Source organism: Nocardioides ganghwensis (assembly GCF_014779655.1).
In the GTDB taxonomy this organism is placed as follows: domain Bacteria; phylum Actinomycetota; class Actinomycetes; order Propionibacteriales; family Nocardioidaceae; genus Nocardioides; species Nocardioides ganghwensis.
Genome location: NZ_JACXYX010000006.1, coordinates 89,122 through 115,274 on the forward strand (window position 1 = coordinate 89,122; position 26,153 = coordinate 115,274).

Here is a 26,153-nt window from a genome sequence, read left to right on the forward strand (position 1 = left end):
GGAGAAGCGCATCGGGGTACGGGGCCGTTGATGCGCACGCACGAGAGCCTGCTCTTGAAGCCAGCCCAGGGCTGGGTGGTCGCGTGCGTGATGACCGCCCTGTTCGTGCTGATGGGCGCCTCCGGCGATGACGTCTTCGCCCGCCACGTCGGCATGTCGGCCTCCGTGGCCGGGATCTCCGGCACGTCGGCCGACCTCGACCGTACGACCGCGTCGTCGGACGCCCCGCGAGCCGCTGGCGACGTCCCGCCCGCGCGGTCCGGCCACGGGACTGGTGACGGAGCCGACGCCGCGCACGTGCTGCACCTGCTCGGTGCCTGCCTGGCCATCCTGATCGCCGGCGCGCTGTTGCTGCATCGCCGCGGTTGGTGGCCGTGGTCGGCACGCGCGACGGCTGCCCTGTCGCCGCGGCTGGTGTTCCCTGCCTCCTGGCTCGCCTGCGTACGGCGAGGCCCCCCACGACTCACCCCTCCCCGCTTCTCCCCGGTGATCCGGACCTGAGGAGTGCGCCCGCTGCGTCCCGGCCCAGTCCGCTGCGCGGCAGACGCACCTTGAGTCCCCACCTCATGAGACGGAGAGAACACGATGTCCAGCACGATCACCGAGATGATGATGACCCACCCCAGCGAGAGCAGCATCGACCGCGACCTGCTCGCGGAGTGCGTCGCGGCGTGCGTGGAGTGCGCCCAGGCGTGCACTGCGTGCGCGGACGCGTGCCTTGGCGAGGAGATGGTCGCCCAGCTCACGACGTGCATCCGCACCGACACGGACTGCGCCGACATCTGCGAGACCACCGGTCGCGTGCTGTCTCGCCAGACCGGCTTCGACTCGAACATCACGCGGGCGGTGCTCCAAGCCTGCGCCCAGGCGTGCGCGTCGTGCGCCGAGGAGTGCGAGCAGCACGCCGAGATGCACGAGCACTGCCGCGTCTGCGCCGAGGCGTGCCGTCGCTGCGAGGACGCCTGCAACCGCGTCCTGGCCGCCATCGGCTGAGCGCCGACCTCCCCAGCGGGTGTCCGGTCCCACGGGGCCGGTCACCCGGACCGCCGTGCGCGACCGCACGGCCCACACACTCGAAGGACCGACGACCATGACCCACCGCAGGCAGGACGACCCGCACCACGACCAACACCACGACCAGCACCACGACCAGCACGAGGTGAACGACTCCGGTGGCAGCAACCGGAACCACGGCGGCCGGCACGAGGCGAAGATGTACGCGCGCTTCGGCCTGATGATCGCGACGTCCACCCTCGTGATGTTTGCCCTCACCTACACCAACGCCTTCAGTGTCGACCACGTCCGTTTCAGCGAGGAGCGCGTCTACATGGCCCTGCTCATGGGGGCAGCGATGGCGCTCGTGATGCTGGCGTTCATGTGGGGGATGATGTACCGCAACCGCGCCGTCAACATCGGCATCGTGCTGGGAGCGCTCGTGCTCGGCGGCACCGCGCTCTACCTGTCCCGCTCTCAGGCGCTCGTCGACGACGAGAGCTACATGGAGGCGATGATCCCGCACCACTCGATCGCCATCCTCACGAGCGAGAGAGCCGGCATCGAGGACGTCCGCGTCCGCGAGCTGGCCGACGGCATCACGGCGGCGCAGCGCAAGGAGATCAAGGAGATGGACTGGCTGGTCCAGGACATCGAGGAGAACGGTCCGGCCACGACGCAGGAGGAGGCCGAGCAGCGGCCGGTGCCCGACTTCGAGGGCACGGCGATCGATGACACGGACGGGTCAGGCGCGGGACACGCTCTGCTGCGGGCGCTCCTCGCGCTGGCGTTCCTCGATCCCGACGAACGCTGAGAGCGGGCCGGCCGGGTGCTCAGTCCGGGATGATGTGCTGCCACGGGCGGGCCAGCTCGAAGCGGCGGCCGCTGATCTCGGTCACGTCGACCTCCACGACGTTCCACTTCTCGGTCGCGACCCACGGCCGGAGCGGGACGTTCTCGGCGCGGTGCTCCTCGTCCTCCTCGAGCCGGCGGGCGCGGCCGCGCATGACCACGCTCGTCGCGTGCTCGTCGACGATCTCGTCGACCTCGAACGCCACGTCGGGGTTCATCACCACGCCGAGCAGCTTGGACCCCTCGGCAGTGCGGAACAGCAGCGAGCGCCGGCCGGTGGCCGGGTCGTGGTCGACGGCGTAGTTCACCGGGGCGATGTGCACCTCGTCGGCGAGGTGGTGCGCCAGCCTGCCGAACTCGCGGCGGCGCAGGAACTCCCAGCACTCCTCGGTGCTCATGCGGGTGATCGGCTCGTCCATGCACAGAACGTACGGCCACCCGTCGGTCGTCGGCAGGGCCGTTGGACCCCTCCGGGACGGGCCCTCCTCACCTGCCGCTCGCACGCACGAGGGCAGACGCTGGGGGCATGGACACCGTGCACCCCATCCTGGTCGCCTACGACGGATCGCCCGACGCCGAGCTCGCGCTGCGCTGGGCCGGCGAGGAGGCCCGCGCCACGGGGACGGGACTCCGCGTCATGGTCGTCGACGACGTCGTCACCTCGCCCTGGGGCCTGGCCGTCGCCCACCACGGCGAGGAGGTGCTCGCCGGCGCCGGGGCCGCGCTCACCGACGTGATGCCCGAGGCGGTCCTCGAGACCCGTGTCGGCCACGTCATGGAGGAGCTCCTGAACGCGTCCGAGTCCGCGTCGATGGTGGTCGTCGGGAGCCGGGGCCACGGGCGCACGGAGGATCTCCTGATCGGGTCGGTGAGCCAGCACCTGGCCCGGCACGCCACCTGCCCGGTGGCCGTCGTACGTCCCGCGCACACCGCCGGCTCGAGGCGCATCGTGGTCGGCATCGACGGCTCCAAGACCAGCTCCGAGGCACTCGAGTACGCCTGCCGGCGGGCCGAGCGGACGGGCGAGTCGGTGACCGCCATCCACGCATGGCACGAGCACGTCCCGTCCACGGACGTGTGGAGCAGCGAGCCGCGCGTGGTCGACTCGATGCCGCACCGGCAGGTCCTGCTCGCCGAGAGCGTCGCAGGCGTACGCACCGACCACCCCGACGTCGTGCTCGAGCAGGAGGCCGTGCCGGTCGCGCCCGTCCGCTGCCTGGCCGACGCGTCGCGCAACGCGTCGCTGCTGGTGGTGGGCTCGCACGGGCTCGGCTTCTTCGGGGGCCTGCTGCTGGGCTCGGTCAGCCAGGGCGTGCTCCACCGCGCGGAGTGCCCGGTCGTCGTGGTGCGCTGACCCGCTCGGCATACTGGGCCGAGTGAGGCGTTCAGCGGCCGTTGCGGCGTCGGTCGCGGCGGCAGTCCTGCTGGCCGGCTGCAGCGCCGACGACGGCCGGGTCGAGGCCGACCACACCCACTCCTCGGGCCAGGGCCACACCTCCCTCGCCGTCGGCGACGGCACCCGGGTGAGCGAGGTCGGCTACTCGCTGGCCGGGCTCCAGGTCCGCGAGCAGCCCGACGGCATCGGCGAGCTGCGGTTCCGGATCGAGGACTTCGAGGGCGAGCCGGTGACCGACTACGTCGAGGAGCTCACCAAGGAGCTACACCTCTACCTCGTCAACGACGACCTCACGGTCTTCCGGCACCTGCACCCGGCCCGCGACGACGACGGCACCTGGACCGCGCCGTTCGACGTGCCCGACGCCGGTGGCTACCGCGTCGTCGCCGAGTTCATCGCCGTCGACGAGGGCGGCAACGGCGACCACGTCGTCCTCGGCCGACCCCTCGCGCTGCCACCGGGCGACCCCGGCGACACCGTCGCGGAGGACCGCGCGGTGAGCGTGACGGTCTCGGAGGCGCCGGCCACCGGGCCCGACGGCGAGCTGCGGCTCATGGTGCGCGACGCGGCGGGGCAGCCGGTCACCCTCGGCACCTACCTCGGCGCGTACGCCCACGTCACCGGCTTCCACCGCGAGACCGGCGCGATGGTGCACCTGCACCCGCTCGGCGCACCCGAGGTCACCGAGGACGGCTCCGAGCTGACCTTCCACGCCGAGATCCCCGACCCCGGCGACTACCGCCTGTTCGCCCAGACCCGCGTCGACGGCTTCCTGCACACCGTGCCGGTCGAGCTCACGGTCGCACCGCCAGCCTGACCGTCGTCACCGGGTTCTCGAAGCGGCTCAGCGGGAGGCCGACCTGCACCTCCCACACGCCGGCCCGCGGGACCACGACATCGCCGCGGTAGGTCCCCGCGGCGATCGGGGTCACCGTGACCGTGCCGATGTCGAGGCCGTCCGTGCGCAGCTCGACGACGGGGTGCACGGGCGGGTCGTACGGCTCGCCCGACGCGTCCTGCACCTGCACGAGGAGGGTGTTGGAGCCCGTACGCCGCGGGTCCATGACCGCCAGCACCCGCAGGTCGCCGGCGGTGGCCGCACCGACGCCGGTGGCGCCCGGTGTGGGAGTCACCGGGGCCGGGCGCGGCGACTGGTTGACCAGGACGCCCGTGACGCCGAGCAGCACGACGAGCAGGACCGCCTCGACACGCACCGTACGGGTCACCGCCGCGGCAGCGCGCTCGCGGTCGCCGAAACCGGCTGCTGCGGCGACGGCCGGCAACGTGCGCCAGCGGTTCCAGCCGCCGATGCCGGCGACGACCAGTGCGATCGCGACCTTGCCGAGCAGCAGCCACCCGTAGCGGGTCTCGACCAGGCCGGACCACGACCCCACGATGCGCCAGGCCAGGAAGGTGCCGGTGGCGGCGACCGCCAGCAGCAGACCGCCGGCGAGGCTCGAGAAGCGGGCGAGGGTGGACGCCGCGACGACCTCGCGCCCGGCGAGCGCCCGCAGCGACAGGACCAGACCGACGAGCCCGCCCAGCCACGTCGCCCCTGCGAGGAGGTGGAGGACGTCGGCGGCGACCAGCAGGGGGGAGGGGGCGAAGGCCCGGGTGTGCCCGACCAGCGAGGGGCCGGCGAGCGCCAGCGCCGCGCCACCGGCCAGCAGCCGGCCTTGGTGGCGGTCCGGAGGATCGGCGGAGGCGGCCAGGGTCGCGACGGCCAGCCCGACCAGCACCAGCGCCGCGCTCAGCAGCTCGTTGCCGACGAGCCCGGGGTCGGACGCCGACGCGATGTCCGTCAGCTCGAGGCCCTGGCCGTAGACGGCCGCGACCGGGACCTGCAGGACGATGCCGGCCGCCGCCGCCCCCGCGGCGTACCGCAGGAGCCGGCGCAGCAGGAGGCGCGTCTCCACGCCCGCCCAGGCGCGGGGGAGGACGAGCGCGAGGAAGAGGGCGAGACCTGCAGCGAGCAGCAGGCCGACGTAGGTGACGACCGTGACCACGTCGCGGACGACGGTCACCACGCTCGACGAGCTCTGCGGTTCCGGCGCCGCCGTCACCGACGCCGAGGGCGCACCCACCGAGAAGGTCAGCGCACCCGAGATGGGGTGGCCGTCCCCCGAGAGGACGTTCCACGACACGACGTAGGTGCCGTCGTCGAGGCCGGCAGCGTCCGTGAGCCCGACGGTCACCTCGACGCCGTTGGCGCGGGCGGTCGACGCGACCGGGTCGCCCCCCGCGTCGTAGACCGCGATCTCCTGCGAGGTCAGCCGCACCGGCTCGTTGAAGGTGAGGGTGAGGGTCTCGGGGGCCCTCTCGACGACGGCGCCCTCGGCAGGGTCGGTCTCGACCAGCTCGGCGTGGGCCGCGGCCGGCGAGGCGCCGAGCAGGAGGAGCGCGAGCGCGACCAGCGCCGCGGCCACCGGGCCCCACCAGTGCGGGGCTCGGCGCCGCGGCACCGGTCGCGCCTGCGGGGTCACGCGGACGTACGCGTCCGGGCCAGGGCGACACCGCCGGCGCCGAGACCGAGCAGCCCGGCGGCCAGGCCGGCCCAGCCGAGGGCGGCCCATCCCGCCTCCGGCGTGGCGGCCTCGGCGGGCTCGCCCGCGCCGTCGTCGTCGGTGCTCGCCTGCTCGGCCGATCCCGCCGACTCGTCGCTGGCCTCGTCGCTGCTCCCGTGCGCGTCCTCGCCTGCCGGGAGGATCTCGAACGCGGGGGCCGGGCTGTCGAGCTCGTCGACGTCCTGACCCTCGGCCGGGACCTCGACCCAGCCGGTCTCGCCCTCCTGGCAGGTCTGGACGGTCGGGAAGGCCAGCACGTCGCCCTCCGCGTCGGGCAGCTGGAAGGACAGCTCGAAGGTGTCGCGCTGGCCCTCGGGGAGCGGGGTGTCGGCGGTGTAGACGATCGAGGCGACGCGCTCGGTCACCTCGTTGCCGTGGGCGTCGGTCACCGGGTCGTCGAGGTCGACCATGGTCTTCTCGACGTCGTAGTAGGGGTTGCGGGTCGGGGTCACGGAGAGCACCGACTCGGGCACCTGGATCTCGATCCTCGTGGTCGGTGAGCCCTCGCAGCCGTGGCCCACGCTGAACGTGACGACGGTGTAGGCGCCGGCCGCCGCGGTGGACGGGGTCGCGGTCACGTGCGCGCTCGCGGGCGCGGCGAGCGACAGGGCGACGGCCGCGGTGGCGGCCGGGAGCGCGCAAAGGCGCGCGAACGTACGGATGGACATGTCTCTCCTGAGGACGGTGGTGCGGTCTGGGGTCGCGTGAGCCACCCGAGCCCCGGACCGGGCTCAGGTCGGCAGGGCCGTCGCGGGTGGACCGCGTCGAGGAGAGACGAGCAGGTGGACGAGCGAGGGGTGCCGGGGGGCCGAGGCCGGCATCGCGGCGGTGCGGGCGAGCACAGGCAGTGAGGCCCGCGCGCGGGGCGGGACGGCGTACGCCCCCGCCCGACGGCCCGCCCACCACAGGGCGGCGGTGAGCAGCGTGACGAACGCGTGCGCGGCGATCATCTGCCACGTCCAGCCCGGTCCGGCCGAGGCCGCGGTGCCGTGGTCGTGCGCCGTGACGAGGCCGAAGGACTCGTGCACGCCGAGCTGTGCGAGGGCCACGACCGGCAGCAGTGCCCACGCCGGCACGTCGCGGCGGAAGACCAGCAGGCTGCCGGTGAGGACGACGGCGGCGACGAGGACCAGTCCGGGTCCGGTCGGCACGTCGCCCCCGGCCCAGGTGTGCGCACCGGCGGCCCCCGCCATCGCGACGGTGGTCGCCGCGGCCGAGCGGGCGAGGGCGTGCGGCGCGTGCGCGCGCACCACCCCCGCCTCGACGCTCACGCCGTCATGGTCCCAGACCCGGGCGCGTCACGCGCCGGGGGCCGGTCCCCGGGTGGCTACCAGCCGTGCGAGCGGCGGCGGTAGTCGGTGCGGCCGGGGGCCTGCTGGTGGGCCTGGTGGTGGGCCCGGTGGTGCGTCCCGCCGTGACGCCGCACCCGGAACCACATCAGCGGGAACACCAGCAGCCAGAACGGCGCCTCGGTGAGGATGCTCAGCACCACGAGGACCGCGATGACCGGCAGGAGCGGCAGCCGGAAGCGCGAGCCGGCCGGCCGCGGCGTACGTGCGGGTGAGCGGCTCGGCTGCGGTGCCTGCGGCCGGGGCAGGTCGCTGAACAACACAGCGAGGTCCGCCCGGGTGCGCGCGGTCCAGATGGCGTCGAGCCGCTCGTCGTACTCCTCGTGGTCGAGGCGCCCGTCGGCGTAGTGCATCGCGAGGTCGGCCATCGCACGCTCACGGTCGCTGTCCGCGATCCGCATGCGTGGGTCCGGCACGCTCATCGCTCGCCGTCCCGTCCGTCCGCGAGGATGCCGTAGAGCCGGCGCCGGGTGTCGACCAGCACGTCGAGGGCGGCCTTCTTCTGCTGGTCGGAGCCCTGCGTGGCGAGCTGCCAGACCGCGCTGACGACCTGGCCGATCTCGCTCTTGATGTCGGCCTGGCCGGACGGCTGGTCGGCCACCGGCTGCTCGGTGCGCGCGAAGGGCGCCCACACGGTGGCGAGCTCCTCGGTGTTGTCCTCGGCCCAGGCGACGCCCGAGTCCGTCAGCCGGATCGTGCGGCGGCCGCGCTCGTCGTCGGACTCCACGAGGCCCTCGTCCTGCAGCTGCTGGATCGTCGGGTAGACCGACCCGGGGGAGGGGCGCCACTCACCGTGGCTGAGCTCGGCGATCTCCTGGATCACCTGGTAGCCGTTGATCGGCTCGTCGGCCTGCCGGGCGCGGTGCAGCACGTCGATGATCGCGGTGCGTACGTCGCCGCGACGCACCCGCGGCCCGCGCTGCTGCGGCCGCTGCGGGGCGGTGGCGAAGCCGAAGATCTCGCCGAGCCACGGCGGCGGGCCGCTGGCCCTGCGGCCGCGGACGCCGCCACCGGAGAACGCCTGGCTCCAGCCGCTCCAGTCGGGGTTGCCGCTCGGGCGGCGGTAGTCCCGCTCGCCGCGCTCGTTGCTCTCGTCGTCGTTGCCGGGCCAGTCGGCGCCGGGCCAGTGGTGTCCCATGTGCTTGCTCCCTCGGATCGTGCGGTGTCGCTGGTGCTCTGAACGCTCGTGATGTATCGCAGACCTATCGGTGACCTATCGCGATATATCGTGAGCGTACGCCGACGAAACTCTTCGGACAACCAGGAAAGACCCTGGGACTGACCCTGATCCGACCTTGGGGTGCCCGCGCCGAGGGACGTGGGTGAGAGGCCGCTGGCGAGCAGCCCGAGCAGCCCGAGCCGTCCCGAGCAGCCCAGTTGAGCCGCTAGCTCCGCGCGCGGCCGGTGGGCGTGCAGGCCCGCTTGGGGACGGTCTCGTCGTTGATGATCGCGCGGAACAGCGCCGGTGCCCGGTCGGGGTCGGCGATGATCCGGTTGGGGTCGCTGGGGGCCGGGAGGTTGGGCATGGTGCAGGTCTGGCTGTCACCGGTCATCGCGAGGGCGAACCTGCCCAGGTCGACCGGGTTCATCTCCTCGTCGACGCGGATCGCGCCCGACGCGGCGTCGTTGATCTGCCAGTAGCGAACCGGGTTGAGGAAGGTCCACGGCGAGAGCGCCTCGTCGCCGAGCGCGCTGATCACCTCGCGCTGGCGGGCGACCCGGTCGAGGTCGCTGAGCGCTGTGACGTAGCGCGAGCGGGAGTAGCCCAGGGCGGTGAGGCCGTCGACCTGCTGGCAGCCCTTCTTGATGTCGAGGCGGGCCCGCGGGTCCTTCATGTCCTGCTTGGGGCAGATCTCCACGCCGCCGAAGGCGTCGACGGTGTTGATCACGCTGCCGAAGCCGAGCTCGACGTAGTGGTCGATGTGGATGCCGGTGAGCTTCTCGACGCTCGCCACGAGCAGGGGAGCCCCGTCGATCGAGAAGGCGGAGTTGATCATCTGGGTGCCGTTGCCGGGGATCTCGGCGAGGGTGTCGCGCGGGATCGACATCATCGTGCGACCGCCCGAGCCGGTGTGCAGCACGATGATGGTGTCGGTGTTGGTGCCGCCGCGCTCGCCCGTCTGGAGCACCTTGCGCTGCTCGTCGGACAGGTCGTCGGCCTTGTCGGAGCCGACGATGAGGTAGTTGGTGCCGGGCTGGTCGTCGGGCCGGTCGCCGGACGGAGCCGCGTCGACCTTGTCGATCTTGGTCCAGTGGTAGAGCGGCACGCCGGCGAGGTAGACGAGGACCAGCACGAGCAGCAGCGGGATGAGCCCGAGCCTGAACCGCGGGCGCCAGCGCCGCTTCTTCGGCCGCGGCGGCGGTGCGGCGGCGGCCGTACGCCCGGTGCCGGGCGGCTGCCCGCCGGACCCGCGCGCCTCGCGACGCGCGACCGGCATCACCCTGGTCTCGTCGGGTCGCCCTGCTCCCGGAGCCTGCTGCGCCTCCACCCGCTGGGTGGCGTCGCTCGGTGGCGTCTGTGCCTTGCTCCCGTAGAGCCAGTCGTACTCCGGCGTTCCCTTCTCGGGCATCCCGGAGCCCTGCGGACGGTCAGTCATGACGGATGACGCTACCGTGCGGCGCATGACCGAGCGCATCACGGCGCGTCCCACGTCCTACAGCCGCGTGAGCCTGGGGATCATGGCGCACTCGAGCGAGGCGAACCTGCTGGGCAACGTCCACGGTGGCGAGATCATGAAGCTCGCCGACTCCACGGCGGGGGCGGTCGCGCACCGCCACAGCGGCGGTCCGGCGGTCACCGCCGCGATGGACGAGATGACCTTCCTCGCCCCGGTCCACGTCGGCGACATCATCAAGACCTACGCCCAGGTCAACTGGGCCGGCACGTCCTCGATGGAGATCGGCGTACGGGTCGAGGCGCAGCCCTGGGGCAACGCGGGCGACGAGCCGGTGCACGTCGCCAGCGCCTACTTCGTCTTCGTGGCCATCGACGAGGACGGTCGCCCGCGTCCGGTGCCGCCGCTGGAGACCGAGACGGCGGGCGACGTACGCCGCCGGCGCGAGGCCGAGATCCGGCGGGCGCACCGGCTGGCGCGCAAGGCCGAGATCGACCAGGGCCGCGAGGCGTGAGCGACTGGCGCCACGTCCGCACCGCGCGGCTGTGGCTCGACGAGCCGGTCGAGGGTGACGCGGACGACCTGTTCGCGATCCACAGCGACCCTGCGTCCTGGGCGCACTTCCCCGCAGGGAGGGTCACCGATCCGGCGGCGGGACCGGTCATGGTCGGTGCGAGCCGCCGACGGTTCGACCGGGACGGGCTGGCGTACTGGTCGGTGCGCGACGCGGACGGCGGGCCGGTCGTCGGGAGGGGCGGGTGCGCGGTGCCCGACGAGGCCCTGGCCGCCGATCCCACGGGACGCGGCTGGTGGAACCTCTACTACCGCTTCGACCAGCAGTTCCTCGGCCGCGGCTATGCCACCGAGATGGGCGCGGCCGCGATCGAGGCGGCGCACGAGGTCGCCCCGGAGCGGCCCGTGCTGGCCTACCTCGTCGAGCACAACCACGCCTCGCGCCGGACGGTGGACAAGCTCGGCCTGCGCCTGGTCTGGCGAGGGCCGGATGCGGACGACCCGGATGCGGAGGCGGTCCGCCTCGTCTACCTCGACCGCGAGCCGGACGAGGAGCTGGTCGCGGCGCTCGCAGGCGAGGGGATGGGGCCGGCCGGACTCGTCGGCTGACCTGCCCGCCCGCCCCGGCGCGTCGCGGGCGGTTGGGACGGGTGTGACTGGTGATACTGGGCGGGCTGACTTCCCCCAGCAGAGAGGCCCCCCGATGCCGCCCGTACCACCCCCCGGGTCGCAGCAGCGGTTCACCACGCTCGACCGCGCCCAGCGCGTGCGGTTCCGCCGCGCGGTGACGCTGATGCTGATGACGCTCGTCCTCCCGGGATCCGCCCAGCTCGTCTCCGGCCGTCGCCGGGTGGGCCGCATCGCGCTGTGGACCTGGCTGACGCTGCTCGTCGTCGGCGTGCTCGCCGTCGTGGTGTCGTACGTCTGGAACGGAGTGGCCTTCTGGGCCGGCACCAACACCGCCCTCCTCCAGGCGCTGCGCCTGGGCCTCATGGCGCTGGCCGTCGGCTGGGCGTACCTCTTCGTCGACGCCTGGCGCCTCGGCCAGCCGCTGACCCTGCAGCGCCAGCACCGCCTCGCCGTCGTCGGCGTCAACGGCTTCCTGTGCTTCAGCGTCGCCGGGGCCCTGCTCTTCGGCGCACACGTCGTCGGGGTGCAGCGCGACTTCATGATCACGATGTTCGGCAACGGCTCGGCGGTCGACGCCAGCCACGGGCGCTACAACGTGCTCCTGATGGGTGGTGACTCCGGGGCCGGACGTTGGGGCCTGCGCCCCGACTCGATGACGGTGGCCAGCATCGACGCCGAGACCGGCAAGACCGTGCTCATCTCGCTGCCGCGCAACATGCAGAACTTCCCCTTCGCCGAGGGATCGGTGATGGACCAGCAGTTCCCCGACGGCTTCGACGAGGAGGGGATGTACCTCAACGGCCTCGCCACGTGGGCGCTCGACCACGCCGAGCTCTTCAAGGGCTCGAAGAACCCCGGGGTGGACGCGACCGTCCAGGGCGTCGAGGGCATCACCGGCCTGGACATCAACTACTGGGCGATGGTCAACCTCGAGGGGTTCAAGGACCTCGTCGACGCCGTCGGCGGCGTGGAGCTCAACGTCCGTCAGCCGATCCCCGTCGGCCTGCCGCACGAGAAGACCTTCCACTACATCGAGCCCGGCGTCCGCACGCTGGGCGGGCACGACACCCTCTGGTTCGCCCGGGCCCGCGAGGGCTCCGACGACTACTCGCGCATGGCGCGGCAGAAGTGCGTGATGAGCGCGATGCTCCACCAGGTCAGCCCGCAGGTCGCGCTGCGCAACTTCGAGGAGATCGCCGGCGCGAGCTCGGCGATGGTCTCCACCGACGTCCCGCGCGGCGAGGTCGACCGCTTCGTCGACCTGGCGCTGAAGGCGAGGAGCCAGAAGATCGCGACGCTGTCGCTCGTGCCGCCGATGATCAACACGGCGAACCCCGACATCGAGCTCGTCCACGCCAAGGTCGCGGCCGCGATCGCCAGGGCCGAGGGCCGCAAGCCCGAGGCGCCCGCCGGCACGGTCGAGGCGGCACCCGAGCCCGCCGCCGAGGCGCCCGCGGGCGGCGACGCCGACAGCGGCGGCGAGAGCGCCGCCCCCGAGGACGGCGGCACCTCCACGCCGCCCGCCCCGACCACCCCCGAGGCACCGCCCGCCGTCACCGGCGGCTCGCTGGGCTCGCTGTCCACCGGCTACGCCGCCAACCAGTCGGAGGACCTGGGCGCGGTTTGTTGAGCGTCGACCGCTCGCCCCTAGTGTGTACGCCGTGACCACCGGACCCCTGCCTCGCATCGTCGCGGTCGTGGTCACCTTCAACCGCCTCCCGCTGCTGCAGAAGCTCGTCGCGCGGCTCGGCGAGATCGAGGGGCTCGCCGAGGTGCTCGTGGTCGACAACGCCTCGACGGACGGCACGGGGGAGTGGCTCGCCGCCCGCCCCACCACGGCGGAGATCCCCCTGAGCGGCCGCACGCTCACCACCAACCGCGGCGGCGCCGGCGGCTTCCACGACGGCCTCGCCTGGGCCATCGACCGCGAGGCCGACCTGGTGTGGCTGATGGACGACGACGGCCTGCCCGACGTCGACTGCCTCGACCGGCTGCTCCTCGAGACCGACAACCTCGACTTCTGGGGCCCCCTCGTCGTCGACGAGGCCGACCCCGACCGGCTGGTCTTCCCGATCCGGCTGCCCGGCGGCACCCGGGTCGTGCACGCCGTCGACGACGTGCGCCGCGCCGCCCGCCAGGACCGGATCGACGGGATCGTCATCCCCTTCAACGGCGTGCTCGTCACCAAGGAGCTGGTCGACCGCATCGGCCTGCCGCGCGAGGAGTTCTTCATCTGGGGTGACGACCACGAGTACCGCCTCCGCGCCGAGGAGGCGGGCGCCCGCGTCGCGACCGTCGTCACCGCGACCGTGCGGCACCCCAGCGTCGGCAACCTCGGCACGCCGATGATGTTCGGCCGCACCACCTACAACGACTCGCCGAGCGACCTCAAGCACTACTGCATGGCCCGCAACAACCTGGTCAACCTCCGCGACTACCGCGGACCGATGCACGCGCTGGCCTTCGTGGTGAAGACCGCCTGGTTCTACTCCTTCACCCGGCCCAGCCTGTCGCGGCTGCGGCTCAGTGCCGGCGCGATGCGCGCCGGCATCGCCGGTGACTTCGACGGCCACCGGAGGTTCCTGTCGTGAGGCACGAGACGGTCGCGATCGTCGTCGTGACCCACGACCGCGCCGACCTGCTGGCGGGCATGCTCGACGGCATCGCCGCCCAGACCCGTCGCCCCGACGCGGTGATCGTCGTCGACAACGCCAGCACCGACCACACCGGCGAGGTGCTCGCCGCACGCACCGACCTGCCCCTCCACGTGATCACGCAGGACAACCTCGGCGGTGCCGGCGGCTTCCACCGCGGCGTGCGGGCGGCGTACGACGCGGGCTGGGACCGCGTGTGGCTGATGGACGACGACGTGGTGCCCGCCCCCGACTGCCTCGCGACCCTCATGGCCGTCGACGAGGACTGCCTCATCGCGGTCCGCGAGGACCGGGACGGCGCCCTCGTCGAGAAGGCCGCCATCGAGTTCGACCTGCGCAACCCGCTCGCGATCCGCCCCAAGCGCTCGACGGTGGACTCCGTCTACGCCGACCGCGCGTCGATGCCGGAGCTCGTCGAGGTGCACAACGTCGCCTTCGAGGGCTTCATGGCCCGCCGCGGCGTGGTCGAGGAGATCGGCTTCCCCGACCCGGCCTTCTTCATCTTCTACGACGACGCCGAGTACGCCGTGCGCGCCCGCCGCGCCGGTCGCCGAATCCTCGCCGTGCGCGACGCGGTCCTCGTGCGCCAGCTCGACTTCAACCAGCAGCACGACCTGTCCGGCTGGAAGGGCTTCTACATGTACCGCAACCTCTTCGTGGTGCACCTGCGCCACGGGGAGAACCTGCTGGTGCGGCTCAAGCCCTGGCTGATCACGCTCGTCGTGGTCCTGCTCAGCCCCCTGCGGGGTGGCCGTGCCGAGGCGCGCAACGTGATCCGGGCCATGGCCTCGGCGCGGGGCATGCGCCGCCTGACCGACGCGGCCCGCCCCCCTCGATAGACTCACCCAGCGTTTCTCACCCAAGGAGTTCATCCCTTGTCCCAGGCCCCCAGCCACGACACCGGCCAGCTTCCCGACCTCGTCATCGTCGGCGCCGGCCTCTTCGGCCTCACCGTCGCCGAGCGGTGCGCCGAGGAGCTCGGTCTCCGCGTGCTCATCCTCGAGCGTCGCCACCACCTCGGAGGCAACGCCTACAGCGAGCGCGACCCCGAGACCAACGTCGAGGTGCACAAGTACGGCGCGCACCTGTTCCACACGTCCAACGAGCGCGTCTGGGAGTACGCCAACCGGTTCACGTCGTTCACCGACTACAAGCACCGGGTCTTCGGCAAGTACCAGGGGCAGGTCTACTCGCTGCCGATGAACCTCGCGCTCATCAACCAGTTCTTCGGCAAGTCGCACACCCCCGACGAGGCTCGCGCGCTGATCGCGGAGCAGTCGAGCGAGATCGCCACCGAGGACGCCTCCAACCTCGAGGAGAAGGCGATCAGCCTGATCGGGCGCCCGCTCTACGAGGCGTTCATCAAGGGCTACACCGCCAAGCAGTGGCAGACCGACCCCACCGAGCTCAGCGCGGACATCATCACCCGCCTCCCCGTGCGCTACACCTTCCAGAACGGCTGGTTCAGCGACACCTACGAGGGCCTGCCGGTCGACGGCTACACCGCCTGGCTGACCAAGATGGCCGACCACCCCAACATCGAGGTCCGCCTCGAGACCGACTTCTTCGCGGTCGCCGACGACTACAAGGGCAAGGTCCCGATCGTCTACACCGGCCCCGTCGACGAGTACTTCGGCAACTCGGAGGGCCGCCTGTCCTGGCGCACCGTGGACCTCGAGGAGAGCGTCGTCGACACCGACGACTTCCAGGGGACCGGCGTGGTCAACTACAACGACCAGGACGTGCCCTACACCCGGATCATCGAGTTCAAGCACTTCCACCCGGAGCGGGAGAAGACCCACCTGCCCGGCAAGAGCGTGATCGTCCACGAGTACAGCCGCTTCGCCGAGGAGGGCGACGAGCCCTACTACCCGGTCAACACCGCCGACGACCGCGCCAAGCTCCTGAAGTACCGCGAGCTGGCCAAGTCCGAGCCGATGGTGCTCTTCGGCGGACGCCTGGGCACCTACAAGTACCTCGACATGCACATGGCCATCGGGTCGGCGCTGTCGATGTACGACAACAAGCTCAAGCCGCACTTCACCGAGGGCGCCGAGCTCACCAGCGGAGGCATCGAGGCATGAGCGAGACCACCCAGACCACCGTGACGCGGCTGCTCCAGCGGCAGATCCTGCCGATCGACCGCGACACCGACGTCTTCCCCCTCTACGTCGACCTCGAGGAGGCCCGGCTCGACACCGACCGGCACGACGTCGGTGGCGACAAGGCCGCCAAGGACCTCAACAACGCGGCGATCCGCCAGTCGACCTCCACGGGCAAGAAGCTGCACCCCGACCAGATCGAGTCCCGCACCGCGCTGCGGCTCCAGCCCTCGCAGCTGCTGTCGTTCGGCACCTACTTCAACGCCTTCCCGGCCTCCTACTGGCGTCGCCACACCGTCGTCACCGACGTCGAGCTGACGGTGCGGATCTCCGGCGCCGGCTCGATGGTCACGGTCTACAAGTCGATGGCCCGCGGCCACTCGCAGCGCGTCGACGCCGCGACGGTCGAGGGCGACGGAGGGGAGTTCACCTTCTCGCTCCCGCTCAAGCCGTTCGTCGACGGCGGGTGGTACTGGTACGACGTCGTCGCCGGCGACCACGGCGCCACGGTCGAGGGCGCGGAGTGGTCCGCCGAGGTGCCCGCCGACCGGGCCGAGCACGGCACCGTCGACGTCTGCATCACCACGATGCTGCCCGACATGAGCGCCCAGCTGCTGGGCCAGCTCGGTGCCGCCGAGGAGCTCCAGCCCTACCTCGACACCGTCATGGTGATGGACCAGGGCAAGGACAAGGTCACCGACAGCGACTACTTCCCAGCGGCGAAGGCCGGCCTCGGCGACAAGCTGCGCGTCATCGTGCAGGGCAACCTCGGCGGCTCCGGCGGCTATGCCCGCGGCCAGCTCGAGAGCGTGCGCAAGGGCACCGCGACGTACGCCATGATGATGGACGACGACGTCGTCTGCGAGCCCGAGGGCATCATCCGCGCCGTCACCTTCGGCGACCTGGCCAAGCGCCCGACGATCGTCGGCGGGCACATGTTCAACCTCTACAGCCGCGCCCAGCTGCACTCGTTCGGCGAGATCGTCCAGCCGTGGCGCTTCTGGTGGCAGACCCGGCTGGACGGCTACAGCCAGTGGGACTTCGCCGCTCGCAACCTCCGCTCGTCGCGGTGGCTGCACAAGCGGGCCGACGTCGACTTCAACGGCTGGTTCATGTGCCTGATCCCGCGGGTCGTCCTCGAGGAGGTCGGCCTGTCGCTGCCGGTCTTCATCAAGTGGGACGACTCCGAGTTCGGCCTGCGCGCCAAGCAGGCGGGCTACCCGACGGTGTCGTTCCCTGGTGCCGCGGTGTGGCACGTGCCGTGGACCGACAAGAACGACGGCGTCGACTGGCAGTCCTACTTCCACCAGCGCAACCGCTTCATCGCGGCGCTGCTGCACTCGCCCTACGAGCGCGGCGGCCGGATGGTGCGCGAGAGCCTCAACCACCAGGTCAAGCACCTCGCGTCCTTGCAGTACTCCACCGCCGAGCTGCGGCACCTGGCCCTGGAGGACGTCCTGCGCGGGCCCCACGCCCTGCACGGCGAGCTGGGCACCAAGCTCGCGGAGATCAACTCCTTCCGCAAGCAGTTCTCCGACGCCCAGCTGCACCCCGACCGCGACGAGCTCCCGCCCGTACGCCGCAAGAAGCCGCCCAAGAAGGGCAAGTCCGACATCGAGATCCCGGGTCGCAAGCAGACCCTGGTCGCCGCGGCGCTGGCGCCGCTGCGCCAGCTGCGACCGGTCCGCGAGATGGCGAAGGACTACCCCGAGACCGAGCTCACCGCGATGGACGCCGCCTGGTACAACCTCGTGAAGTACGACTCGGTCGTGGTCTCGATGAACGACGGCTCGTCGGTCGCCCTCTACAGGCGCGACCCCGCGCACTACCGCGACCTGCTGAAGCGCACCATCGAGATCCACCGTCGCTTCCACCGCGAGTGGCCGCAGCTCGCCCAGCAGTACCGCGACGCGCTGGGGGAGATCACCTCGCCCGAGGCGTGGGAGAAGACCTTCGCGCCGTGGATGGACGCGCCGGACAGTGCCCCCGACGAGCGGGAGGACGGGTGAGCCAGGCGGGCGACGCCCCGCCGGTAGCGGTGCGCCACGACCTGGCGCACGTGCCGCTGGCGCCACCCTCGCGCACGTCCGGCGTGCTCGAGGTGTTCCGGCGCCGCTACCTGCTGCGGCTGATGGTGCGCCGCGAGATCCAGGCGCGCTACGCGGGGACGGCGTTCGGCCTGCTCTGGTCCTACATCAACCCGTTGACGCGGTTCCTGACCTTCTACTTCGTCTTCGGCCTGCTGCTGGGACGAGGCCTCGGCCTCGAGAACTTCGCGATCCACCTGTTCGCCGGCATGGTGCTGGTCAACTACTTCACCGAGACGGTCACCTCCGGTACCCGCTCCCTGCTCTCCAACAAGGGAGTCATCGGCAAGATGGCGCTGCCGCGGGAGATGTTCCCCGTGGCGTCCATGCTGGTCTCGCTCTGGCACGCGGTCCCGCAGTTCATCATCCTGGTCATCGCCTGCCTGGTCACCGGCTGGTGGGGCGACGGCCCGATGTGGGTGCCCGACGCCGTCGGCATGGGAGCGGCGCTGCTCGGCCTGATGCTGATGATGGTCTACGGCACGGCGTTCGGCCTGATGTTCTCCTGCGTCAACGTCATCTTCCGCGACTTCCAGCGGATCGTGCAGACGTTCATCAACATGGTGCCGTTCACGGCGCCGATGATGTACCCGTTCCACATCGTCGCCGACGGGACGCGCATCCCGAGCTCGTGGCTCAGCGTCTACCTCGCCAACCCCGTCGCCGAGGCCGTGATGCTCATCCAGCGCGGCTTCTGGTACCCCACGTGCGCGCCCAACTGCGCGGTGGACCCGGCGACCGGCGCGGCGCTGCCGGAGTTCGCCAGCGACCTCTACCCACGCGGGTTCATCATGCTGGGCATCGGGCTGGCGCTGCTGGTCCTGGGCCAGTGGGTCTTCGCCCGCCTCGAGAAGACCGTCCCGGAGCGCCTCTGATGGCCGCCTCGACCACCGCCTCGACCACCGCCTCGGCCACGACCTCGATCGTCGTCGACAACGTCTCGAAGACGTTCCGCTACCAGGCGCACCCGACGCTCAAGAAGGTGCTGCAGGGCAAGCTGCGCGGGCAGAGCACCAGCGAGACCTTCAAGGCGCTCGACGGCGTCTCCTTCGAGGTGCAGCAAGGTGAGTCCATCGGCCTGATGGGCCTCAACGGCTCGGGCAAGTCCACCCTCCTCAAGCTCGTGAGCGGGGTGATGCGGCCCGACCAGGGCCAGGTGCTCACCCGCGGGCGGATCTCCGGCCTGATCGCGACGGGTGCCGGCTTCCACAACGAGCTCACCGGTCGCGACAACATCTACATGAACGCCGCGATGCTCGGGATGTCCAAGGAGGAGACGGACGCCAAGTTCGACGACATCGCTGCGTTCGCCGACGTCGGGCGCTTCCTCGACACCCCGGTCGGCAACTACTCCTCCGGCATGTTCGCGCGCCTCGGCTTCTCCGTCGCCGTGCACGTCGACTGCGACATCTTCATCGCCGACGAGGTCCTGGCGGTGGGGGACCGGCCCTTCAAGCGCAAGTGCCTCAAGCGCATGAAGCAGATCCGCGAGTCCGGGATCACGATGTTCTACGTCAGCCACTCGGCCGGATCGGTCAAGCGCATGTGCGACCGGGCGATCGTCCTCGAGAAGGGGCGCGTCGGCTTCGACGGCGACGTCGACGAGGCCATCAAGTTCCTCCACTACGACGGCGACGACGAGGAGCCGGACGGCGAGGAGCTCGAGGAGGACGAGCGCGACGACGCGCTCGCCAACGACATCTGATGTGACGAGCACTCGGCCGCGAGGAACGAGCGGGCGACGTGGGCTCGGCCAGATTGAGCAAGCCCCGCAGGCGAGGCACGAGCCTGCGACGGGCGCGTCGAAATCCCTTGTGGCGACTCGATTTTCGGCACTTGCACGAAGAGATCTGCCAGAATCGGCGAAAATTACACCGATGTAACGGCGTGTCGAGTGGAAATTACAACGTTGTAGTTACTCAGAACCTCTTCCGTGACTGGTGTGACTGGTGTGAACTTCTGCCTTGTGTGACCTTCCCCCACACAGGAACAGAGATTTCTCATGCGACCTCTCCAGGCCCGTCTCGTCACCCTCTGCCAGCAGGTGCTGGCCCTGGGTGTCGTCCTCGTCGTGCTCACCCCGGCCTCCGGCGTGGTGTCCCTCGACATCGTCCGGGAGACGCCCGGTCAGGGCTCCGCGAGTTTGGGCGGCTCCGCCCCCGCCGAGCTGATGTCGGCCACCGTGCCCACCGCCCCGGTGACGCCCACCGTGACCGAGGTGCCCCTCACCGGTGCCGCCGGCGGCTTCGCCGGGCTCCGGGGCCGTACGGTCGCCGACGGTGCCACCTCCGCGCGCGTGGTGAGCAAGCCGCAGCAGGTCACCGACTTCTCCGCCGTCGGTGTCACCTGGGAGGGCGGCGAGGCGCTCGAGGAGGACCAGATCACGCTGCGAGTCCGCACCCGCACGGGCGAGGAGTGGAGCGCGTGGGAGGACCTCCAGTACCACGACGAGCACGGCCCGGACCCCGACAGCGCCGAGGGCGCGAACGCGCGGCCCGGCACCGAGCCCACCTTCGTCGGTGAGGTCGACGAGGTCCAGGTCGAGGCCAGCACCGACGGTGTCGTGCTGCCCGACGACCTCTCCCTCGCCCTCGTCGACCCCGGCTCGGCGAAGAAGAGCGAGACCGAGGCGCCGGCCGACCAGTCCTCCGGCCAGCCCACCGGTGACCCCAGCGCGTCGTACGACGACGACTTCGCCCAGCAGGACGGCACGGACGCCGCGGAGGAGGGCATCGCGCTCCAGTCCGCCACGGTCGCCACCAGCCAGAGGGCCGCCGCGCAGCCCACGATCTTCTCCCGGGCCCAGTGGGGCGCGGACGAGAGCATCCGCAACAAGGGCGCCCTGCGCTACGGCTCGATCAGCGGCGGCTTCGTCCACCACACGGTCAACGCCAACGACTACTCCGAGGCCCAGGTGCCGGCGATCCTCCGCAGCATCTACGCCTACCACGTGAAGTCCCGCGGCTGGAGCGACATCGGATACAACTTCCTCGTCGACCGGTTCGGCCGGATCTGGGAGGGCCGCTACGGCGGCATCGACCGCCCCGTCGTCGGCGCGCACACCCTCAACTACAACGACTACTCGTTCGCGATGTCGGCCATCGGCAACTTCGACGTGGTGCAGCCGACGGACGTGATGCTGCGCGCCTACGGCTCGCTGTTCGCCTGGAAGCTCTCGCTGCACGGGGTCAACCCGGCCTCCACCTCGCAGAGGATCGGCAGCCGCACCTTCGCGGCGATCAACGGCCACCGTGACGCCGGCTCCACCGCCTGCCCGGGCAAGTACCTGTACGCCCAGCTGCCGACGATCCGGACGTACGCCTCGTCGGCCGCCCCGACCGTCCCCACCGGGCCGACGCCGATCGCGGTGTCCGCGCCGAACCCGCAGAACAACCTCGACGCCTCGCCCTACCCGGACCTCGTGGTCCGGAGGGCCGCGGACGGTCGTGGCCTGGTCCTGCCGACCGGCGGTCTCACCTCGTTCCAGAAGCGCCTCGTTGTCGGCAAGAGCGGCTGGGACAAGCGCGCGGACGTGCTCGTCTCGCCCGACCTCACCGGCGACGGCCTGGCCGACCTGGTGACCGCCGACAAGTCCGGCGTGGTCCGCGTCCGGGCCGGCAAGGGCAACGGCAAGTTCGGCGCCACCACCCGCAAGATGTCGCTGCGCGGCTACTCGCTCATCACCGCGGCGGGCGACGTCGACGGCGACGGGCGCAACGACCTCGTCGCCCGCTTCAAGGGCCGGCTCACCGTCCTGCTCGCGACCGGCAAGGGCGGGTTCTCCCGCAAGGTCACCCGCAAGGGCTACAGCGGCTACCGCCAGATCGTCGGAGCCGGGGACGTCAACGGCGACGGCCGGGCCGACCTGCTGCTGCGCACCAAGAACCGCGCGTTCCTCCAGACCGGCTACGGCACGGGCCGCTTCGCCCCGCCCCAGCGGCTGGCAGGCAGGTGGAGCACGTTCAACCGGATGGTCGCCGGCGACTTCAACGGTGACGGCCGCTCCGACATCGTGGTCCGCAACTCGGCGGGCAAGATGATGCTCCTGCCCGGTCGCGGCGACGGGACGTACGGCGCGGCGCTCGGGCCCGCCACCAACCTCAAGTCGATGCGGTGGATCACCGGCGCCAACCTGGTCGGCGGCGCGGGCGCGGACCTCATCGGCGTCGCCGGCAAGCAGCTCGTCGTGGTCGCGAACCGCGACACCTTCGAGCTCGGCTCGCCGATCGACACCGGCGTCTCCTTCGCCGGCATGGACCGCATCCTCAACGCCGGTGACGTCGACCGCGACGGCTTCGGCGACGTCCTCACCCGCGACACCGCCGGCAGGCTGTGGCTCTTCTCCGGCAACGGCACCGGCGCGCTCGCGCCCGGCCGGGTGATCGGCAGCGGCTGGACCGCCGTCTCGGGCCTCACCGCGGTGGGCGACGTGACCGGTGACGGCCTGCCCGACCTGATCGGTACGACCGCGGGCCGGCTGAACGTCTGGACGGGCAACGGCACCGGCTTCGCCGACCCGGTCCCGGTCAAGGGCGGGGTGTCCTCCCCGGCCGGGCTGCCCTCGGACCTGTCGGGCTTCGACTGGGTCCTCGGGGTGCAGGCCATGACGCTCAAGGGCCAGGGCGACTACATCGTGCGCGACCGCGCCAGCGGGGTGGCGTACGTCTACACCGGCCGCAAGAAGGGCGTCTCGAGCCCGCGAGTGCTCGGCGAGGGACTGGGGGCCTTCGACCTGGCCGGGTGACCGGCGAGGACAGGACCGCGATCAGGCCCGGGCAGTCGCCCGCTCGGCGTCGTAGACGCCGTCGAGGCGAGCCGGGTCGGGATTGCGGACAAGGACCAGCGAGCCGCCTCGTCCGAGGGGCTCGGTGAAGGTGGCCATTCCTGGTGGGGAAGCCGGGTCGGCCACCGACAGAAGACGGCCGCCGTCGGTGAGGGAGCTCCCGACGGCGGCCGTCAGGTCGTTGCTCCACAGCCGGGCCTGGGTCAGGTCGTCGGTGGCGAGGTCGTCGTCGGTGGGCGGGTCCCAGGCCGTGAAGCCGTCGGGCTGGGACCAGATCTCGACGCCGACGTCGAGCACGCCCGCCGGCAGGGGCTCGGCGAACCGCACGCCCAGCGGGCGCAGGCTGCAGGCGAGGACGGGGATCGTGGCGGCGCGCGGCGCCCACCGGTCCAGGCCCTCGGGCCCGCACACCACGGCGTCCGGGTCGTCAGACGTCGTGACGCGCAGGCCGACGGTCCAGGCGGCGCCGAGGAAGACGGGCGAGAGCCAGTGCGGGGGCAGGTCGATGCGCAACGACATGCCGCGTTCGAGGTCGACGACGTCGGTGAGCAGGCCGGACGCCTTGGCCACCCAGTTGGCGTAGGTCGTCACCGACAGCTCGACCCGCTCGTCGGTGGCGTGGTCGTAGAAGGTGAGCAGCGGCCGCCCGGGGTCCCGCCGCAGCTGGGCGGCCAGCACCTCCGCGAAGGTGCTCATCGGTGGACTCCCAAGGATTCGGGCTGCCGGGTCAGACGGCGTTGGGCTCGGGGGAGTCCATGTAGGGGTAGTCCTCCATGAACTGCTCCAGCGCCGCGCCGCTGACGTCGGAGCAGTACTGCCAGACGCCGACCTGCTTGGACGGGTCGGTCTCGCCCACGCCGCCGAGCGACCAGTGGGTGAAGGCGACGTGCTGGCCGTCGGGGAAGGCCTTGCCGTCCTCGGAGGTCCACGGCACGGCCTTGAACTTGTCGCGCAGGTTGTCGGTGCCCTGGAGCTTGGAGGCGATGCCGCGCAGCTCGTCCATCTGCTCGGAGTCGTCGGCGACGGTCTCGTCGTACCACAGGATCGTGAAGCCGTGCTCGAGGTTGTGCACGAGCTCGCCGAGCTCGGGACGGTCGGACTCGGTGTAGAGCTTGCGGTCCATGCTGTCCCACATGTTCCAGTGCTGGCCGAAGGCCGGCGGGGCGTCGGGGTAGCTCAGCGGGGTGCCGACCTCGACGTGGTCCTGGCTGCCCTCGGCGGACTTGGTGGTGACGTCCTGGCAGGCCGACGCCTTCGCGCCGATGTCGCTGAGCGAGGCGGAGGCGTACGCCCGCAGGTCCCACCAGTCCTTGACCGGCTTGAACGCAGCCGCTCCCACGATGAGCAGGGCGACGAGGACGCTCGCGCCCACGATCGCCATGCCGCGCCGGTTCTCGCGCTTGGACTGCTGGGAGCGGATGGAGTCGATGACCGCCTGACGGTCGGTCTTTGCCTGCTTGGCCACGGTGCTCGGTGTCTCTCGGTCGAGTGCTGGGTAGGTCTGCGCTGGCAGAGTCTACGTAGTCGCAGGTGACACGACGCACACGACGCCGCCCTTCACGCCTGCGGGCGGTCCCGCTCCCAGTCCTCGAGGCGCCACCCGTGCGCGAAGCAGACGGCCGCCGCCGCGGTCCGGTCGGCGGCGTCGGGCAGCCGGCGCAGGGCCGCGGACAGCTCATCGGCGTCCGCCTCCTGCCCGAACGGCGCCCGGTCCGCCTCGTCCCCGACCAGGGCGCGTACGACGGCCTCGCGCGCACCCCACCCGAACAGGTCGCCGCCCTCGGCGCGCACGAGGGACGCGGCGCCGGGCCCGTCGTCGTCGGGCGGCAGCACCAGGTCGGCGCGCCCCCGGACGATCGCCACGGGGCGTCCGCCGAGCTTGCCCTGCACGAGCTCGGCGGCTCCGGCGATCTCGTCGGCGACGGCGGGGAGGGTCACGACGAGGGGGTTGCCGTGCGGGTCGGTGCGGCCCGCGAAGTCCTCGGCCACCAGCAGGCCGGCGGCGCCGACCGCGATGTCGGTCTGGCCCTCGCGCCAGGCGCGTCCGGACGTGTCGGTGACGACCACGGCCACGTTGGTGCCGGTGCGGGCGTGGACCTCGCGGCGCAGGGCCCGCGCCGAGGCGTCGGGGTCGAGGGGGAGCAGCACGACCGACCCGGGTGCGACGTTGGAGGCGTCGACGCCGGCGGCGGCCATGATGAGCCCGAGCCGGTTGCGCACGATGCGGGTCGCGCCGCGGCGCGCGACGAGGCGCTCGGTCTCCTCGTCGATCGCGGCCTCGCGGTCGCCGACCCGGGTGCGGCCCTCTGCCTTGCTGACCACCTTGCTGGTCACGCACACCACGTCGCCGTCGACGAGGTCGGTCCCGCCGCCGAGCGCGGCGAGCACCAGGATGGCGAGGTCGTCGCCCGCGGCCACCTCGGGGAACCCGTCCGGAGCCCACACCTCGAGCCGGGTCATGCGGTGTCGCCCGCTGCGAGGGAGACCGCCGCCGCGGCCATCGCCGCGGTGGCGTCGGGGCCGTCCATCATCAGCGGGACGGCCGCGGCGCGCAGGCCGGCCGCCTCCAGCGCCGGCACCTGCTCGGCGTCGCGCTCGTCGACGAGCCAGGCGTCGAGCACCCCTCCGGAGGAGCGGGCGCCGTAGTGGGCCCCGACCGCGCCGGCGCCGACCTCGACGCCGATGCTGGTCAGCATCTGCGCGGCCATGCCGTGGACGTGGGAGCCGCCGACGATGGGGGAGAGGCCGACGACGGGCGCCGGCGTGGACCGCACGGCGTCCCGGACGCCCGGCACGCCGAGGATGGTGCCGACGGACACGACGGGGTTCGACGGCGGCAGCACCACGAGGTCGGCGTCGGTGATCGCGTCCAGCACGCCCGGGGCGGGGACGGCGGCGTCCTGCCCGACGACGACCACGGCCTCCGCGGGCACCGATGCCCGCAGCCGCACCCAGTACTCCTGGAAGTGCACCACCCGGCGCCCGCTCGGGCTGTCGGCGTCGGCGATCGCGACGTGGGTCTCGACCCGGTCGTCGGTCATCGGGAGCAGCCGTACGCCGGGCTGCCACCGGCGGCACAGCGCCTCGGTGACCTGCGAGAGGGTGAAGCCGGCCTCGAGCATCTGGGTGCGCACGAGGTGGGTGGCGATGTCGCGGTCGCCCAGCCCGAACCACGTCGGCTCCACGCCGTACGCCTCGAGCTCGGTCTTCGCGCTCCACGTCTCGTCGCGGCGCCCCCACCCCCGCTCGACGTCGATGCCGTCACCGAGGGTGTACATGACCGTGTCGAGGTCGGGGCAGACCTTCAACCCGTGGATCCACCAGTCGTCGGCGGTGTTGGCCACCACGGTGACCTCGGTGGCGGCGGACGCGCCCGGCACCACGCCGGTGCGCAGGCCGTGGAGGAGGCCCTGGATGAAGCGGGCCCCGCCCACCCCTCCGGAGAGGACGGTGATACGGCGGAGCACGAGCGTCGATGATGGCATAGGAACAGCCTGCCGGAAGCGGAACGGCCATATCAGATCCGGGCTTGACTTCGTGGGTACGACAGGCATGTAATTCCCACAGTGTCGTTAGGTTGAACGCGAGTCGTTCAGTTCTGAAAAACCAGGGTCG

26 protein-coding genes are annotated in these 26,153 nt (G+C 71.8%); 15 read left to right on the plus strand and 11 right to left on the minus strand.

Going from position 1 to position 26,153, the window contains the following annotated elements:
* Positions 1-30 precede the first annotated feature (30 nt).
* From IEZ24_RS08895 to IEZ24_RS08905, 3 genes are all read left to right on the plus strand, one after another.
* Positions 31-501: a hypothetical protein gene (locus IEZ24_RS08895; RefSeq protein ID WP_129455439.1), complete on the plus strand. Its 471-nt coding sequence runs from the start codon at positions 31-33 to the stop codon at positions 499-501.
* An 84-nt stretch (positions 502-585) separates the two neighbouring features.
* Positions 586-993 carry a four-helix bundle copper-binding protein gene (locus IEZ24_RS08900; protein WP_129455440.1) on the plus strand — a complete coding sequence of 136 codons (408 nt, stop codon included), beginning with the start codon at positions 586-588 and terminating at the stop codon, positions 991-993.
* A gap of 97 nt (positions 994-1,090) precedes the next feature.
* Entirely contained in the window at positions 1,091-1,807 is a 717-nt protein-coding gene (locus tag IEZ24_RS08905; protein WP_224745071.1) for a DUF305 domain-containing protein, read from the plus strand.
* Between the two features lie 19 nt (positions 1,808-1,826).
* On the opposite strand, the gene IEZ24_RS08910 is transcribed toward IEZ24_RS08905, so the two are convergent.
* Positions 1,827-2,264 (minus strand): pyridoxamine 5'-phosphate oxidase family protein, encoded by a 438-nt coding sequence (locus tag IEZ24_RS08910; protein ID WP_129455441.1) that lies wholly within the window; start codon positions 2,262-2,264, stop codon positions 1,827-1,829.
* Between the two features lie 107 nt (positions 2,265-2,371).
* Here IEZ24_RS08910 and IEZ24_RS08915 point away from each other — a divergent pair, with 107 nt between their 5' ends.
* Positions 2,372-3,199 (plus strand): universal stress protein, encoded by an 828-nt coding sequence (locus IEZ24_RS08915; RefSeq protein ID WP_129455442.1) that lies wholly within the window; start codon positions 2,372-2,374, stop codon positions 3,197-3,199.
* Between the two features lie 22 nt (positions 3,200-3,221).
* Complete coding sequence (locus IEZ24_RS08920; RefSeq protein ID WP_129455443.1) at positions 3,222-4,058, plus strand: hypothetical protein; 837 nt, start codon at positions 3,222-3,224, stop codon at positions 4,056-4,058.
* On the opposite strand, the gene IEZ24_RS08925 is transcribed toward IEZ24_RS08920, so the two are convergent.
* The 6 genes from IEZ24_RS08925 to IEZ24_RS08950 all read right to left on the minus strand — a co-directional run bounded on the left by IEZ24_RS08925 (position 4,036) and on the right by IEZ24_RS08950 (position 9,751).
* Positions 4,036-5,703 (minus strand): copper resistance CopC/CopD family protein, encoded by a 1,668-nt coding sequence (locus tag IEZ24_RS08925; protein WP_165356091.1) that lies wholly within the window; start codon positions 5,701-5,703, stop codon positions 4,036-4,038. The genes IEZ24_RS08920 and IEZ24_RS08925 overlap by 23 nt on opposite strands.
* Positions 5,704-5,720: 17 nt before the next feature.
* A complete protein-coding gene (locus tag IEZ24_RS08930) occupies positions 5,721-6,473 on the minus strand; it encodes a YcnI family copper-binding membrane protein (protein WP_129455445.1) in 753 nt (250 codons plus the stop codon).
* Between the two features lie 63 nt (positions 6,474-6,536).
* A complete protein-coding gene (locus IEZ24_RS08935; RefSeq protein ID WP_129455446.1) occupies positions 6,537-7,076 on the minus strand; it encodes a hypothetical protein in 540 nt (179 codons plus the stop codon).
* 56 nt (positions 7,077-7,132) lie between these two features.
* Positions 7,133-7,570, minus strand: coding sequence for a DUF1707 SHOCT-like domain-containing protein (locus IEZ24_RS08940; protein WP_165356092.1), 438 nt, complete (start codon positions 7,568-7,570; stop codon positions 7,133-7,135).
* Between the two features lie 2 nt (positions 7,571-7,572).
* On the minus strand, positions 7,573-8,292 hold the full coding sequence (locus IEZ24_RS08945; protein WP_207206831.1) for a PadR family transcriptional regulator: 720 nt from the start codon (positions 8,290-8,292) through the stop codon (positions 7,573-7,575).
* A gap of 247 nt (positions 8,293-8,539) precedes the next feature.
* Positions 8,540-9,751, minus strand: a complete 1,212-nt coding sequence (locus tag IEZ24_RS08950; protein WP_165356093.1) for an LCP family protein — start codon at positions 9,749-9,751, stop codon at positions 8,540-8,542.
* A gap of 25 nt (positions 9,752-9,776) precedes the next feature.
* Here IEZ24_RS08950 and IEZ24_RS08955 point away from each other — a divergent pair, with 25 nt between their 5' ends.
* The 10 genes from IEZ24_RS08955 to IEZ24_RS09000 all read left to right on the plus strand — a co-directional run bounded on the left by IEZ24_RS08955 (position 9,777) and on the right by IEZ24_RS09000 (position 22,499).
* On the plus strand, positions 9,777-10,283 hold the full coding sequence (locus IEZ24_RS08955) for an acyl-CoA thioesterase (protein ID WP_129455449.1): 507 nt from the start codon (positions 9,777-9,779) through the stop codon (positions 10,281-10,283).
* Positions 10,280-10,891: a GNAT family N-acetyltransferase gene (locus IEZ24_RS08960; protein ID WP_129455450.1), complete on the plus strand. Its 612-nt coding sequence runs from the start codon at positions 10,280-10,282 to the stop codon at positions 10,889-10,891. Before IEZ24_RS08955 ends, IEZ24_RS08960 begins: the two co-directional genes overlap by 4 nt.
* Before the next feature lie 94 nt (positions 10,892-10,985).
* On the plus strand, positions 10,986-12,542 hold the full coding sequence (locus IEZ24_RS08965; RefSeq protein WP_129455451.1) for an LCP family protein: 1,557 nt from the start codon (positions 10,986-10,988) through the stop codon (positions 12,540-12,542).
* Between the two features lie 31 nt (positions 12,543-12,573).
* Complete coding sequence (locus tag IEZ24_RS08970; RefSeq protein WP_129455452.1) at positions 12,574-13,503, plus strand: glycosyltransferase family 2 protein; 930 nt, start codon at positions 12,574-12,576, stop codon at positions 13,501-13,503.
* Positions 13,500-14,405, plus strand: coding sequence for a glycosyltransferase family 2 protein (locus IEZ24_RS08975; RefSeq protein ID WP_129455453.1), 906 nt, complete (start codon positions 13,500-13,502; stop codon positions 14,403-14,405). Before IEZ24_RS08970 ends, IEZ24_RS08975 begins: the two co-directional genes overlap by 4 nt.
* Before the next feature lie 36 nt (positions 14,406-14,441).
* Positions 14,442-15,650: a UDP-galactopyranose mutase gene (glf, locus tag IEZ24_RS08980; RefSeq protein ID WP_129455454.1), complete on the plus strand. Its 1,209-nt coding sequence runs from the start codon at positions 14,442-14,444 to the stop codon at positions 15,648-15,650.
* Positions 15,647-17,677 carry a glycosyltransferase gene (locus tag IEZ24_RS08985; RefSeq protein WP_129455455.1) on the plus strand — a complete coding sequence of 677 codons (2,031 nt, stop codon included), beginning with the start codon at positions 15,647-15,649 and terminating at the stop codon, positions 17,675-17,677. The genes glf and IEZ24_RS08985 overlap by 4 nt, the downstream gene beginning before the upstream one ends.
* A complete protein-coding gene (locus tag IEZ24_RS08990; RefSeq protein ID WP_242498501.1) occupies positions 17,674-18,630 on the plus strand; it encodes an ABC transporter permease in 957 nt (318 codons plus the stop codon). Before IEZ24_RS08985 ends, IEZ24_RS08990 begins: the two co-directional genes overlap by 4 nt.
* Entirely contained in the window at positions 18,630-19,460 is an 831-nt protein-coding gene (locus tag IEZ24_RS08995; RefSeq protein ID WP_129455456.1) for an ABC transporter ATP-binding protein, read from the plus strand. Before IEZ24_RS08990 ends, IEZ24_RS08995 begins: the two co-directional genes overlap by 1 nt.
* 297 nt (positions 19,461-19,757) lie before the next feature.
* Positions 19,758-22,499, plus strand: a complete 2,742-nt coding sequence (locus tag IEZ24_RS09000) for an FG-GAP-like repeat-containing protein (protein WP_129455457.1) — start codon at positions 19,758-19,760, stop codon at positions 22,497-22,499.
* Positions 22,500-22,520: 21 nt separating this feature from the next.
* On the opposite strand, the gene IEZ24_RS09005 is transcribed toward IEZ24_RS09000, so the two are convergent.
* The 4 genes from IEZ24_RS09005 to cofD all read right to left on the minus strand — a co-directional run bounded on the left by IEZ24_RS09005 (position 22,521) and on the right by cofD (position 26,023).
* Entirely contained in the window at positions 22,521-23,234 is a 714-nt protein-coding gene (locus IEZ24_RS09005; RefSeq protein ID WP_129455458.1) for a TIGR03089 family protein, read from the minus strand.
* Positions 23,235-23,265: 31 nt separating this feature from the next.
* Complete coding sequence (locus IEZ24_RS09010; protein ID WP_129455459.1) at positions 23,266-24,003, minus strand: DUF3105 domain-containing protein; 738 nt, start codon at positions 24,001-24,003, stop codon at positions 23,266-23,268.
* Positions 24,004-24,095: 92 nt separating this feature from the next.
* Positions 24,096-24,998, minus strand: a complete 903-nt coding sequence (gene cofE / locus IEZ24_RS09015) for a coenzyme F420-0:L-glutamate ligase (protein ID WP_129455460.1) — start codon at positions 24,996-24,998, stop codon at positions 24,096-24,098.
* On the minus strand, positions 24,995-26,023 hold the full coding sequence (gene cofD, locus IEZ24_RS09020; RefSeq protein ID WP_129455461.1) for a 2-phospho-L-lactate transferase: 1,029 nt from the start codon (positions 26,021-26,023) through the stop codon (positions 24,995-24,997). Before cofD ends, cofE begins: the two co-directional genes overlap by 4 nt.
* Positions 26,024-26,153: the final 130 nt, after the last annotated feature.